The organism is Devosia oryziradicis (genome assembly GCF_016698645.1).
GTDB classification, from domain to species: domain Bacteria; phylum Pseudomonadota; class Alphaproteobacteria; order Rhizobiales; family Devosiaceae; genus Devosia; species Devosia oryziradicis.
Genome location: NZ_CP068047.1, coordinates 1,461,637 through 1,475,960, shown reverse-complemented (window position 1 = coordinate 1,475,960; position 14,324 = coordinate 1,461,637). Strand labels below are relative to the sequence as shown.

Below are 14,324 nucleotides of genomic sequence, written 5' to 3'. Positions count from 1 at the left end.
CTCTCCCACTTTGTAGGGGTAACTCCCTACTTCCCGTCGCGCGCCTTCACCTTGCGCCGGGCGGCATGGAGCAGCGGCTCGGTATAGCCGCTCGGCTGGTCCGCCCCATGCAAGGCCAGGTCAAGCGCGGCGTTGAAAGCCACCGACTGGAAATTCTCCGCCATCGGCCGATACAGCGGATCGCCTGCGTTCTGCTCGTCCACCACCGCGGCCATGCGTTCGAAGACCGCAGCCACCTCGTCGCGCGACACCAGTCCATGCCGCAGCCAGTTGGCCACCGCCTGGCTGGAAATCCGGCAGGTCGCCCGATCCTCCATCAGGCCGACATTGTTGATATCAGGCACCTTCGAACAGCCCACGCCCTGCTGCACCCAGCGCACGACATAGCCGAGAATCCCCTGGGCGTTGTTTTCCAGCTCGCGGGTGATTTCCTCGCGGCTGAGGGAGAACGGCACCTGGATCGGCATCGAGAACAGCTCGCTCAAGGCGGGCACCGCCTGGTTGTGACGGCGCCGCTGCGCCTCGAACACATCGACCCGGTGGTAATGCAGCGCATGCAATGTCGCGGCGGTTGGGCTGGGCACCCAGGCCGTATTGGCGCCGGCATTTGGGTGGGCAGCCTTGGCGGCCATCATCGCCGCCATGTCGTCCGGTCGGGCCCACATGCCCTTGCCGATCTGCGCCCGGCCAGAAAGCCCGCAGGCCAGGCCAATCAGCACGTTGCGATCCTCGTAAGCCTGTAGCCACTTCTCGGAGCGGACCTCGTCCTTGCGCAAGACGGCGCCCGCTTCCATCGACGTGTGGATTTCGTCGCCAGTTCGATCGAGGAAGCCCGTATTGATGAAAAACACCCGCTGGCGGGCTTCGTAGATCGCGGCCTTGAGGTTGGCCGAGGTGCGACGCTCCTCGTCCATGATGCCGATCTTGATGGTGAGCGGCTCGAGCCCCAGCATCTTCTCGACCGACGCAAAGATCGCGCAGGCGAAGGCCACTTCCTCGGGCCCATGCATCTTGGGTTTGACGACATAGATGGCGCCGGTGGTGCTGTTGACCTTGTCCTGCATGGCGCAGAGCGCGGTTACGGCTGCGTCCATCAGCCCCTCGCCGATGGGCTTGCCGTCCAGCAACACCGCGTCCGTGGTCATCAGGTGTCCGACATTGCGCACCAGCAGCAGCGACCGCCCCTTGAGCACCAGCGGCTGGCCGTTGACGTCCTTGTAGGTCCGGTCGGCATTGAGTTTGCGGGTCACGGTGCGCCCGCCCTTCTGGAACGTGTCCTCCAGCGTGCCGTTCATCAGGCCCAGCCAATTGCGATAAACCCCAACCTTGTCCTCGGCATCGACCGCCGCGACCGAATCCTCGCAATCCTGGATGGTGGTCAGCGCCGCCTCGACGACGATATCGCTCAGGCCTGCCCTATGCGTCCCGCCGATCACGCTGCCGGGATCGATGACCAGGATCACATGGAGACCATGGTGGCGCAGCACGATTTCGCCGCTGGCTTCCGTACCGCCATAGCCGACAAACGCGGCCGGATCGCGCAGGCCCGTGCGCCCATTTGTGGTGTCGACTTCGAGATGGCGCGTCTCGCCGTCCTTGACGATGTGATAACCCGTGACGTCCCGGTGGCTGCCCGAAGCCAGAGGCAGGACATCATCGAGAAATCCTGCGGCATGCTCGACCACGGCGGCACCACGCGCGGCATTGTAGCCCTTGCCGGGCGCCAGTTCGCCGTCCCGGCTAATGACATCGGTGCCATAAAGCGCGTCGTACAAGCTACCCCAGCGGGCATTGGCAGCATTGAGCGCGTAGCGTGCGTTTGAGACCGGCACGACCAGCTGCGGCCCGCAGAGCGTGGTAATCTCGGGATCCAGCCCACTCGTCTCGATGGTGAAATCGTCAGGCTCGGGAACCAGATAGCCTATGTCGCGCAGAAAAAATTCATAGCCCTGGGCATTGTTGGCTACCGGCCCGTACCTGCGGTGCCAGTCGTCGATCTTGGCCTGCAACTCGTCGCGCCGCGCCAGCAGTCGCGCATTGGTCGGCGCATGTTCCGCCACCAGGGCCGCAAATCCGCTCCAGAATTGCTCGGCTGATACCGCAGTCCCGGGAAGCGCTTCCTTCTCCACGAAATCGACCAGCAGAGGGTGAACCGAAAGGCCGGACTTTGTGAGATGCGCGCTCATCATTGCTTCCTTTTCGTGCAGACTGACGAGACTTAAGTCATGCACCCTGACCTGCCAACCCGCCTAATCTGGACTTCGCCCTTGCACCAGCGACATAGACTTCGGCGATCGCCCGATCGTCCCCCAGCGTCTGCAGCAGGAACAGTTCTTCCGCGAGCGTGGTGACTGTGGCCATGCGCAGCGCCATCGCCGGCGTGGCCGCTGCATTGAGCACCACCAGGTCCGCCGCATTGCCAGGCGAAATGGCGCCGATCGTTCCCTCCAGCGACAGCGCCCGGGCATTGCCCAGGGTCATCATGTAGAAGGAGTTGAACGGGGTCAGCCGCTGCCCGCGCAGTTGCAAGACTTTATAGCCTTCGGCCATGGTTTCCAGCATCCCATAGCTGGTGCCGCCGCCGATATCGGTGGCGACGCCAATGCGCACGCCATGCTTGGTGAGGCGCTCGCGGTCGAACAGGCCCGAGCCCAGGAACAGGTTCGAGGTGGGGCAGAACACGGCCACCGAGCCGGTTTCTGCCAGCACAGCGGTTTCACGGTGGTTGAGGTGGATACTGTGCCCAAGCAGGGTCCTGGGCCCCAACAGGCCATAATCCTCGTAGATGCCGGTATAGTCCGGCGAGTCCGGATAGAGCTCCATCGACTTGGTGATCTCGTCGGCATTCTCGCTCAGATGCGTCTGCACGTAGCATCCGGGGTGCTCGGCCACCAGCGCGCGCGAGGCTTCGAGCTGCGCCGGTGTCGAGGTGATGGCGAAACGCGGCGAGATGGCGTAGAGCCCGCGAGCTCGTCCGTGCCAGCGTTCGATCAGCATCTTGCTGTCGTCGTAGCCCGATTGCGCGGTGTCGCAGAGCGCCTCGGGGGCATTGCGATCCATCATCACCTTGCCGCCGATCATGAGCATGTTGCGCTTTTCGGCCTCGCCGAAATAGGCGTCCACCGAGCGCGGATGGCTTGAACAATAGGCCACGGCGGTGGTGGTGCCGTTGCGGATCAGCTCATCGTAGAAAGCCGCGGCGACGGCGCCGGCATGGCCCTGCTGGCTGAATTTCTGTTCTTCGACGAAGGTGTAGGTATTGAGCCATTCGAGCAGCGAGCCGGCATAGGAGGCAACGATCTGGCTCTGCACATAATGCAGGTGCGTGTCGATGAAGCCGGGCAGGATCAAGTGCGGGCGATGGTCGATGACCTCGGCATCGCCATCCGCGACATAGTCGCCAACGGCGATGATCTTGCCGGCATCGATAGTGACGGCGCCGTCCTCGATATAGCGATAGCTCGCGGCGTCATCGAGCCCCTGCGGCTCGCTGAGGAAGGTCAGCACCCGGCCCCGCAGAACAGTCCTGGTCATTGACCCGAACCTTCGCGGAACCACTCCACGATTAGCGCCCGTTCCTCCTGGGTCATTCCGCTCGCATTGCCCGGTGGCATGGCATGGGCATAACCGGCTTGCATGGCGATGTCCTTGGCGTGGTTGGCGACGGCGATGTCATTGTCGAGGATGACATTCTTCGGCGGCTCGAACACACCGGGCCAGGCAGGCTCGGCCGTGTGGCACATGGCGCAGCGCGTCTGCACGGCTAGGCTCGCAGCAGCGAAGTGCTCAGCATGGAGAAAGCTCTCGGCCGCACGAGACGCCACCTCCTCTCCTGCCGACCCCGGCAATTTCGGCGCCGTCGACAGCCAGGCGATGATGATGAACAGCACCACGGCCACCAGCCAGGTCCAGTGCGGGTTGCCTTTCCGCGCATGTCGGGTGTTGAAATAGTGGCGGATGACCACCCCGACCAGGAAGATCAGCGAAGCGATGATCCAGTTCCACTGCGTGGCGAAGGCCAGCGGATAGTGGCTGGACAGCATGAAGAAGATGACGGGCAGCGTCAGGTAGTTGTTGTGGAGGCTCCGCTGCTTGGCGATCTTGCCATACTTGGCGTCGGGCACCCGGCCGGCCTTGAGGTCGCCCACCACGATCTTCTGGTTGGGGATGATGATCATGGCGACATTGGCCGCCATGATTGTCGCGGTGAAGGCGCCCATATGCAGCATGGCGGCCCGGCCCGTGAACAGCAGCGTGTAGCCGTAGCTGGCTGCGACCAGAATGGCGAACAGCACCAGCATCAGGCCGGTCGTGGAATTCCCGATCGGCGACTTGCAGAGCGCATCGTAGAGCACCCAGCCAAGCACGATAGATCCGATGGAAAGTCCGATGGCCTGCCATTGCACGAGATCGAGCACATTGCGGTCGATGAGGTAGATGTCGGCGCCGACATAATAGACCAGGGCCAGCAGCATGAAGCCGGACAACCAGGTCCAGTAGCTTTCCCATTTGAACCAGGTCAGGTGTTCGGGCAGGAATTCCGGCGCCACCAGGTATTTCTGGATGTGATAGAAGCCGCCGCCATGTACCTGCCACTCCTCACCATGCGCCAGGGGCGGCAGGCTGGGGGTCTTGCGCAGGCCAAGGTCGAGCGCGATGAAGTAGAAGGACGAGCCGATCCAGGCGATCGCCGTGACTACATGCAGCCAGCGCACGGCAAACATCAGCCATTCGTAGGCAATCGCGTAATCGGGCATCGTTTCGTCCTCAACCTACCTGCCTTGGGGACCAAGGCATTAAACCTGCCCCGCGGCAAAGAAGGGCGGGCCGAAACCCGCCCCTCTCTAATCATTCGATAGCCGATCAAGCCGGCTGTTCGACGCCCTCGACATACCAGTCCATGCTGAGCAGTTCGGCATCGGTCATAGTCTGGCCGGCCGGAACGCGCTCCACGCCGGTATTGTCCTTGATCGGACCGGTGAAGATGTGGAACGAGCCGTCGATCTGGCCGGTGCGAACGGCCTCGGCCGCAGCCTTGACCTCGTCGGTGACCTTGGGACCATAGGGCCCGATCTGGACCACGTCTTCCTTGAGGCCTTCCCAGGTATCGCCGGCCGTCCAGGTGCCGTCGATGACAGCCTGGGCAGAGGCGGCATAGTGCGGACCCCAATGGTCGATGATCGAGGTCAGCTGGGTTTCCGGTGCGAACTCGCTCATGTCGGCACCCTGGCCGAAGCCACCGACAATGCCGCGTTCCTGGGCAACCTGGAGGGCAGCCGGGCCGTCGGTATGCTGGGCGATCACGTCGATGCCCTGGTCGATCATGGCGCGGGCGGTGTCAGCTTCCTTGGCCGGGTCGTTCCAGGTGGAGATGTAGACCGGGCGAATGGTGAAGTCAGGGTTGACCTTGCGCGCTGCCAGCACGAACGAGTTGATGCCCATCACCACTTCGGGGATCGGGAACGAGCCGATATAGCCCGCCTTGCCGGTCTTGGAGAGGTGGCCGGCAATGGTGCCGCAGACGGCACGACCTTCGTAGAACCGGGCATTGTAGAGGCCGACATTGTCCGCCTTCATGTAGCCGGTGGCATGCTCGAACTTCACGTCCGGGAACTGCTGGGCAACCTTGATCACCGAGTCGCCGAAGCCGAAGCTGGTGGCAAAGATCAGCTTGTTGCCCTGCTGGGCCAACTCGCGCAGCACGCGCTCGCAGTCCGGGCCTTCCGGCACGTTTTCGACATAGGTGGTTTCCACCGCGTCGCCGAGCTTCTCCTCGAGATAGAGACGGCCCTGGTTATGGGCGTAGTTGTAGCCGTTGTCGTTGATGGTGCCGACATAGATGAAGCCCACCTTGAGCGGTTCACCCTGGGCAAAGGCCCGGCTGCCGAGCAGCGGCAGCGCGGCGGCAGCAGCGCCTGCCTTCAGAATGGAGCGGCGATTCAGAGTCATGTGTTTCTCCTGGACGTGATTTTGGTTGTGGATCGAGGCGGTCATTGGCGCCGCCTCAACTGGTTGGCAAGAACGGCTTGCCGAGGCAGGCCGGTGCGTTGGTGAATGCGTCGCGCCGGATCGAGATCAGTACCAGCACGACGATGGTCGCCAGATAGGGCAAGGCGGCCCACAGCTCGGACGGAATGGATGACAGCGGTCCGCTGCCGGCCTTGGCGTAGAGTTCCATGGTCATGACCAGGCCGAAGAAATAGGCGCCCGCCAGCAGTCGGAATGGCCGCCATGACGCGAACACGACCAGCGCCACCGCGATCCAGCCACGACCGGCGGTCATGCGCTCGGCCCATTGCGGCGTCAGCAGCAGCGGGAAACAGGCTCCGGCAACACCTGCCATGGCTCCGCCAAAGGCGACCGCGGCATAGCGCACGGCATTGACCGGATAACCGATCGAATGAGCCGAATGATCGTTTTCGCCGACGGCCCGCAGGATCAGGCCCGCGCGGGTCCGTTGCAGGAAATACCAGATGGCAAAGACCATGATCACCGAGAAGTAGACCGGTGCGGCATAGCCGAACACCACCCGCAGCAGCGGATGGCTAGCCAGTTCGGCCGGAAACAACGGCCCCATCAGCGATACCGGCCGGGCCGAGAACGGCGCGCCCGCGAGGGCCGAAAGGCCAGTACCAAAAATGGTCAGCGCCAGCCCGGTTGCCGTCTGGTTGGCTGACAGGCTCAGCGTCAGGAAAGCAAAGATCTGCGATACGGCCAGCCCTGCGAAAGCCCCGCAAAGCAGCGCAAAATAAGGATTGCCGGTGTAGAACTGCCCGGCGAATCCGGCAATGGCGCCGACCAGCATCATGCCCTCGACGCCCAGGTTGAGGACGCCGCTCTTTTCCACCACTAGTTCACCGAGGGCAGCGATCAGGATGGGCGTGGCCGCACCGACCAGCGTCACGAAAATGGCGAGCACCAGGTCCATCAGGCAACTCCTCGCGCTGGCGCCTTGCTGACGCGACGCAGGCGATAGCGGACCAGGAGGTCACCCGCCAGGAGGAAGAACAGTACCATGGCCTGGAAGATGCCCGTTGCGGCATTAGGCAGGCCGATCGTGGTCTGGGCCACCTCACCCCCGACAAAGGTGATGGCCAGCACGATGCCGGCAAAGATCACGCCCAGCGGATTGAGCCGACCGAGAAACGCCACGATGATGGCGGTAAAGCCATAATTGGTCGGGAAGCCCGGCACCATGCGCTGGAACGGCCCCGCCACCTCAAGGGCACCTGCAAGCCCGGCCAGGGCACCGGAAACCAGCATGGCCAGCCAGATCGTACGATTTTCGGAGAAGCCGCCATAGCGGGCGGCATGCGGCGCCGTGCCCACCACCCGCATCTGATAGCCGAACACCGAGCGGGTCATGACGAACCAGGCGACCAGCGCCACCACGATGGCGATCGGCACACCCAGATGGACAATGGTCCCCGGGATGATCGTGGGCAGCCGGGCGGCGTCGGCAAACAGCCGCGTTTGCGGAAAGCCCATGCCCATCGGATCCTTCCACGGGGCGCGGATCAGGAAATAGACCAGCTGCACCGACGCGTAGGTCAGCATCAGCGACGTCAGGATCTCATTCACGCCGAGCCGCGTCCGGAGCAAGGCCGGGATGGCGGCATAGGCCGCCGCACCGGCCATGCCGGCGAGCACCATGGCCGGCAGGATCCACCAGCCGGTGAGACTATAGGTGCTCAGGGCCACCCAGGTTGCAGCCAGGCCGCCTACCACATACTGACCTTCGGCGCCGATGTTCCATACATTGGCGCGATAGGCGATCGAGAGCCCCGTACCGATGATGATCAGCGGGGCGGCCTTCACGCCCAGGTCCTGCCACTTGTAGGCATTGGTGAGGGGCGTCAGGAATATTTCGCGCACGGCGCCGACGCCGTCATAGCCGATCAGCGAGAAGATGATGGCGCCCAGCACCATCGTCAGTACGACAGCCGCCACGGGGGTCGCATAGACCATGAGCTGGGAGGGCTCGGGGCGCTTCTCAAGCCGGAATTGCATCCTGCACCTCCGTCGTTCCGTGTACGCCACCCATCAACAGGCCGATCTCCTCGACACTCATCTCGCCGGTCGGTCGCGCGGGCGACAGCCGCCCCATATTGATGACCGCCAGCGTGTCGGACAGTGCTCTCAGTTCATCGAGGTCCTGGCTGATCACCACGATGGCCGAGCCGGCCGCGGCAAGGTCCGCCAGCGCCTGGTGAATTGCCGCGGCGGCACCGGCATCGACGCCCCAGGTGGGTTGGCTTACCACCAGTACGCTGGGCTTCTGGAGGATTTCGCGGCCCATGATGTATTTCTGCAGATTGCCGCCCGACAGCGAGCCGGCTGTCGAGGCCGGGCCCAGCGCCTTGACGGCGAAGTCGGCGATGACTTTACCCGTATAGGTCTTGGCGGCGCCCGAATTGATCAGCCCCATCACCACCATGCCCAGGCGGTCACGCGCCGTGAGCACCGAATTGTCGCTCAGGGTGAACTCGCCCACCGCGGCATGGCCGTTTCGCTCCTCGGGAACCGCGCATAGCCCGCGCTTGCGCCGGCCCGTGGTGTCGAGCAGGCCCAGCGATACGCCATCGAGGGTGATGGCATCCTTGTCCTGGCTGCGAATCTCCCCGCTCAGCGCGTCGAGCAGGGCGTTCTGGCCATTGCCGGCCACCCCGGCGATCCCCAGGATTTCCCCTGCCCGTACAGTGAAGCTGACGGCATCGACCGGGACGTCGAAATGCCCGGTCCTGGCTGTCGACAGGCGCGACACCACCAGCTTGGGCTGGCCCATGCTGCGCCCTTCGGCGCGCACGATATCCTTGAGCCCGGTGCCGATCATCTTCTCGGCCATCGAGCGACTGGTTTCCTGCCTGGGGTCGCAGGTATCGACCAGCTTGCCGCCGCGCAGGATCGTGGCCGTGTCGCACAGCGCTTTGATCTCGTGCAGCTTGTGCGAGATATAGAGGATCGAGCAGCCCTCGCTTGCCAGCTTGCGCAGCACGTCGAACAGCTGCTCGACCTCCTGCGGTGTCAGCACCGAGGTCGGCTCGTCCATGATCAGCAGCTTGGGCTCGAGCAGCAGCGCGCGCACGATCTCGATGCGCTGGCGCTCGCCCACCGACAGCGTTGCGACCGTACGATGCGGATCGAGCGCCAGGCCATACTGCGTCATCACCGCCCGGATCCGCGTCTCGAGCTCCCGCGACGGAATTTTGCTGTCCATGCCCAGCGCGATGTTTTCGAGCACCGTCAGCGCTTCGAACAGCGAGAAGTGCTGGAACACCATGCCGATGCCCAATTTGCGGGCCGCGTTGGGATTGGGAACCACAACGGGCGCGCCATCCCAGCGGATCTCGCCGGCATCGGGCTGCATGATCCCGTAGATCATCTTGACCAGGGTGGACTTGCCCGCTCCGTTTTCGCCGAGCAAGGCATGGATTTCGCCTGGCTTGACGGCAAAGGTGACATTGTCGTTGGCGAGCACGCCGGGAAAGCGTTTGGTGATACCGGTCAATTCCAGCCGATACGGCATACTAGCGTCCAATCACCACCCCCAATGGCTTGGGGGCGCGTGCCTGCGCAACTTCAGCTTCCCGTTGCCCAATGTGGACCATAATTTCAGCTGCCGCCAGTGCCGCTATGACTTCGGGACGCTTATCCCCAAGGCCTTGCTGTCCGATAGGCAGCACCAGCCTGTCCAGCGCCGCCCCGTCACCGCCCTCGGCCTTGAACCAGCTCGCAAATCTCGCCCGCTTGGTCCGGCTGCCGACCATGCCGACATAGGGCGCATCGCGCCGCGCCAGCGCTTCCCGTGCAATCATGAAATCGAGCGCGTGGTCATGCGTGAGGATGACGTAGGAACTGCCCTCGGGCGCCGACCGCACCACGGCCTCGGGCATGGCGACAACCCGCGATTTGATGCCGTGGGGGAGTTCGGCCAGCTCTTCGCGGCGCGTATCGATGACTTCCAGCTGCACCGGCAGCAGCGACAATATCTGCGCCAGCGCCCGACCCACATGGCCGGCGCCAAAGACATAGACATGCGGCAGCGCGGCATCCTCCTCGGCCACGACGGCTGCCAGATGTTCGCGCATCGCCGCATCGGCATAGGCGAGCTTCACCTCGACCCGGCCGCCACAGCATTGGCCGATCTCTGGGCCGAGCGGCACGTCCATAGCCTCGGTGGCTTGGCCGTTGGCCAATAGCCGCCGCGCATGCTCAATCACCATATATTCGAGCGCCCCGCCGCCGATCGTGCCGAAGATCGCCTGCGGCCCAACCAGCATGAACGTGCCCTGTTCGCGTGGACTGGAGCCGCGCACGGAGGTCAGCGTGCAGACGATGGCGTCTGGGTTGGCGGCGAGGAACGTGGTGAGGTCGGAAGCTCTTTTCATGAAGAGGGTACCCCCTCCCAACCTCCCCCTGATAGGGGGAGGAGCGGATCGAGTTTGCTGGAACAGCAGTTCATACGCGGAACGGTCCCTCCCCCTATCAGGGGGAGGTTAGGAGGGGGTACTGCGATGCCTGTGCGATCGCTCACCCCCGCGCCTCCCGCTTCAATCGCTCCACCCCCATCAGCACCCGCTCGGGCGTCACCGGGGTGTCCAGCCGCGGCGCGATGCGGTAGTCGGCCACCGAGGCCACCGCCATGCTCAGTGCTTCGACCACGCTCATCGCCAGCATCAGCGGCGGCTCGCCGACGGCCTTGGAGCGGCCGATCGTCGGTTCCCTGTTTTCGGACCACTCGGCCAGTTTGACATTGAAAACCGGCGGAACGTCCGAGGCCAACGGGATCTTGTAGGTCGAGGGCGCCTTGGTGCGCAGCTGGCCCTTGTCGTCCCACACGAGTTCTTCGGTGGTCAGCCACCCCATGCCCTGGATGAAACCGCCTTCGACCTGTCCGATATCGATGGCCGGATTGAGCGACCTGCCCATGTCATGGAGAATGTCGACGCGATCCACCGTGTATTCGCCGGTCAGCGTATCGATGGTCACCTCGCTGACCGAAGCGCCATAGGCGAAGTAGTAGAACGGATGGCCCCGGCCCGTGGCCCGGTCCCAGTGAATCTTGGGCGTTTGGTAGAATCCGGCCGCCGAGAGCTGCACGCGGTTGAGATAGGCCGATGCGGCCAGTTCGGCGAAGGGCACAAAGGTCGTCCCTGCCTGGATGCCACCTTGCACCCAGGTGACCTCGCCTTCGCTGACCTGATGCAGCCTCGCCGCGTGGGTGGTCAGGCGCTCCTTGATCTGCCGGGCGGCGTCGAAGGCGGCCATGCCGTTGAGGTCGGAACCCGACGAGGCGGCGGTGGCGGAGGTATTGGGCACCTTGCCTGTCGTCGTCGCCATGATCTTGACCGTGTCGAGCCCGACGCCGAAGGCATCGGCCAGTACCTGCGCTACCTTGATATAGAGGCCCTGCCCCATCTCGGTGCCGCCATGGCTGAGATGGATCGAGCCATCCTTGTAGACATGTACCAGCGCCCCGGCCTGGTTGTACCAGGTGGCCGTGAACGATATGCCGAACTTGACCGGCGTGAGGGCAATGCCCTTCTTGAGGACGGAACTGCCCTGGTTGTAAGCGAGCACCGCCGCTCGCCGCGCCTGGTAGTCCGCACTGGCTTCGAGTTCATCCACCACGCGGTGGATGACATTGTCCTCCACCTTCTGGTGGTAGGGCGTCACATTATTGGTGTCGAGGCCGTAGAAATTGGCCTTCCTGACGTCGAGTGGGTCCTTGCCCAGGGCATAGGCGATATCTTCGATCCAGCGCTCGGCCGCCATCATGCCCTGCGGACCACCAAAGCCGCGAAAAGCGGTGTTGGAGACTGTATTGGTATAGAGCGGCTCGCTGCGCACCCGCACGGCCGGATACCAGTAGGCGTTGTCGGCATGGAACAGGGCGCGGTCGGTCACCGGGCCGCTAAGGTCGGACGAAAATCCGGCACGGGCACCATAGACGGCGTCGACGGCGTGGATCTTGCCGCTGTCATCATAGCCGACGTCGTAATCGACCACGAAATCGTGCCGCTTGCCGGTGGCCGTCATGTCGTCGTCGCGGTCCGGCCGGATCTTGCAGGTGCGGTTCCACTTCTTGGCCGCCAGGGCCACCACGGCCGCGAACAGGTTGCCCTGCGTTTCCTTGCCGCCAAAGCCGCCGCCCATCCGCCGCACGTTGACGGTCACGGCATGGTGGCGGATGCCGAGCACCTGGGCGACCATCAGTTGCACTTCGCTGGGATGCTGCGTCGAGGAATAGACCGTGACGTCTTCGTCCTCGCCCGGCACCGCCATGGCGATATGGCCTTCGAGATAGAAATGGTCCTGCCCGCCAATGGCAATGCTGCCCTTGATGCGATGCTGCGCGTCCGCCATGCCGGCAGCGACGTCGCCACGCTCCAGCTTGAGCGGCTCGGTCACCAGCTTGCCACCGGCGGCCTGCGCCGCCCGTACATTGGTATGATACGGCAGGTCGCGATATTCGACCTTGGCCAGATGCGCGGCCCGCCGCGCCTGGTCGCGCGTCTCGGCAACCACGGCGAACAGCGGCTGCCCCCAGAAATGCACCTTGCCGATCGCAAAGATCGGCTCGTCGTGCTTGTGGCTGGGCGAAACATCGTTCTCGCCGGGAATGTCGTCGGCGGTCAGAATGCCGATGACCCCCGGGGCTGCCCTCGTCGCGGCCAGGTCGATCGAGACGATCTCGGCATGCGCATTGGTGGATAGCGCCAGATAGGCATGCACCGTGCCCTCAGGCTCCACCATGTCGTCGATATATTCGGCCGAACCGGCAACATGCTTGGGTCCGCTGTCGTGGCGGGTCGCGGTATGGAGGCTGGCCAGCGCGATGGGGGCGTCGTGCTTGTTCATGCCACCTCCCGGCGGAGCCGCTGGCCCTGCCCGGTGGTTTCAAGGAAGAAGCGCTGCAACAGGTTCCGCGCGGTCAGCAGCCGGTATTCGGCACTGGCGCGCATGTCGGAGATTGGCTGGTAGTCACTGGCAAAGGCAGCAACTGCCGCGTCTACGGTTGCCTGGGTCCACGGCTTGCCCACCAGCGCCGCCTCGACCGCCCTGGCGCGCTTGGGGGTGGCTGCCATGCCACCGAAGGCGATGCGGGCCATGCCGACCGTGCCCCCGTCGTTGACGAATATCCGGAAGGCACCGCACAACGCCGAAATGTCTTCCTCGCGTCGCTTTGAGACCTTGTACACGGCGAATTTCTCGCCTTCGGGCAGGAGCGGGATGGTGACGCTCTCGACGAACTCGCCAGGCTGCCGGTCCTGCTTGCCATAGGCGAGGAAGTAATCCTCGAGCTTGATCTCGCGGCGGTGCTCACCCCGGCGCAGGCTGAGCTTCGCGCCCAGCGCGATGAACGGCGGCGGCGTGTCACCGATCGGCGAACCGTTGGCGATATTGCCGCCTATGGTCCCCATGTTGCGGATCTGCTCGCCGGCGATGCGGTTCCAGAGTTCGCCCATATCGGGGAAATTGGCCGCAACGACAGGCAGCGCCTCCGAATAGCTCACCCCCGCATAGAACCGCACTTCGCTGTCGTTCTCGGCGATGCGCTTGAGCTCCTGAAGGTGATTGATGAAGATCACCGGCCCGATGGGCCGCATGAACTTGGTGACCCACAAGCCGACATCGGTCGAGCCGTTCACGATGGTCGCGGCAGGATTGGCCTCGTAGATCGCGGCAAAATCATCCAGGTTCGCCGGCACGATAATGCGGTCGGTGCCCTCGCCGATTTCGACCCGCGTGCCATCATTGATCGCCTTGATCCTGCCCTTGAGCGCGATGCGCTCGGCCCAGAGCGGATCGGCCTCGGGCCGGCCGTAGCTCGAAATCGCCTTGCCGGCGCGAATGATCGGTGCATAGCCGGTGCAGCGGCAGAGATTACCCTGCAACGCCTTCTCGATGGCGGCCTGGCTGGGTTCGGGATCGCGCATCCACAGGCCATAGAGGCTCATCACGAAGCCCGGTGTGCAGAAACCGCACTGGCTGCCATGGTAGTCGACCATCGCCTGCTGCACCGGATGCAGCACGCCATCCTTGCCGCGCAGATGCTCGATCGTCACCACATGGGTGCCATGGAGACTCCCCACGAACCGGATGCAGGCCGTGACCGAGTCATAGATGATTTCGTCCCCGGCCAGCCGCCCGACCAGCACGGTGCAGGCGCCGCAATCGCCCTCGGCGCAGCCTTCCTTGGAGCCGCGAAGGCGCCGCTCCAGCCGCAGCCAATCGAGCAGGGTCGTATCGGGCTTCAGGTCGCTGAGGCTGATTTCCTCGTCATTGAGGATGAAGCGGATGGCGCCGGAGACCTCGACCAT

The 14,324-nt window shown here is 64.0% G+C and carries 10 protein-coding genes; all 10 read right to left on the bottom strand.

Annotated elements, in window-relative coordinates; all coding sequences use genetic code 11:
* Positions 1-26: 26 nt before the first annotated feature.
* A complete protein-coding gene (locus tag JI749_RS07390) occupies positions 27-2,186 on the bottom strand; it encodes a malate synthase G (protein WP_201661657.1) in 2,160 nt (719 codons plus the stop codon).
* A gap of 37 nt (positions 2,187-2,223) precedes the next feature.
* A complete protein-coding gene (guaD, locus tag JI749_RS07385; protein WP_201661654.1) occupies positions 2,224-3,534 on the bottom strand; it encodes a guanine deaminase in 1,311 nt (436 codons plus the stop codon).
* A complete protein-coding gene (locus tag JI749_RS07380) occupies positions 3,531-4,757 on the bottom strand; it encodes a urate hydroxylase PuuD (RefSeq protein WP_201661651.1) in 1,227 nt (408 codons plus the stop codon). The genes guaD and JI749_RS07380 overlap by 4 nt, the downstream gene beginning before the upstream one ends.
* 106 nt (positions 4,758-4,863) lie before the next feature.
* Complete coding sequence (locus JI749_RS07375; RefSeq protein ID WP_201661648.1) at positions 4,864-5,949, bottom strand: BMP family ABC transporter substrate-binding protein; 1,086 nt, start codon at positions 5,947-5,949, stop codon at positions 4,864-4,866.
* Between the two features lie 55 nt (positions 5,950-6,004).
* A complete protein-coding gene (locus tag JI749_RS07370; RefSeq protein WP_201661645.1) occupies positions 6,005-6,928 on the bottom strand; it encodes an ABC transporter permease in 924 nt (307 codons plus the stop codon).
* A complete protein-coding gene (locus tag JI749_RS07365) occupies positions 6,928-8,010 on the bottom strand; it encodes an ABC transporter permease (RefSeq protein WP_201661642.1) in 1,083 nt (360 codons plus the stop codon). The genes JI749_RS07370 and JI749_RS07365 overlap by 1 nt, the downstream gene beginning before the upstream one ends.
* Positions 7,994-9,526 carry an ABC transporter ATP-binding protein gene (locus JI749_RS07360; RefSeq protein ID WP_201661639.1) on the bottom strand — a complete coding sequence of 511 codons (1,533 nt, stop codon included), beginning with the start codon at positions 9,524-9,526 and terminating at the stop codon, positions 7,994-7,996. The genes JI749_RS07365 and JI749_RS07360 overlap by 17 nt, the downstream gene beginning before the upstream one ends.
* Before the next feature lies 1 nt (position 9,527).
* Positions 9,528-10,388, bottom strand: a complete 861-nt coding sequence (xdhC, locus tag JI749_RS07355) for a xanthine dehydrogenase accessory protein XdhC (RefSeq protein WP_201661636.1) — start codon at positions 10,386-10,388, stop codon at positions 9,528-9,530.
* 142 nt (positions 10,389-10,530) lie between these two features.
* Complete coding sequence (gene xdhB, locus JI749_RS07350; protein WP_201661633.1) at positions 10,531-12,861, bottom strand: xanthine dehydrogenase molybdopterin binding subunit; 2,331 nt, start codon at positions 12,859-12,861, stop codon at positions 10,531-10,533.
* The gene (gene xdhA / locus JI749_RS07345; protein ID WP_201661630.1) at positions 12,858-14,324 is read right to left on the bottom strand and encodes a xanthine dehydrogenase small subunit; all 1,467 of its coding nucleotides are present in this window, start codon (positions 14,322-14,324) and stop codon (positions 12,858-12,860) included. The genes xdhB and xdhA overlap by 4 nt, the downstream gene beginning before the upstream one ends.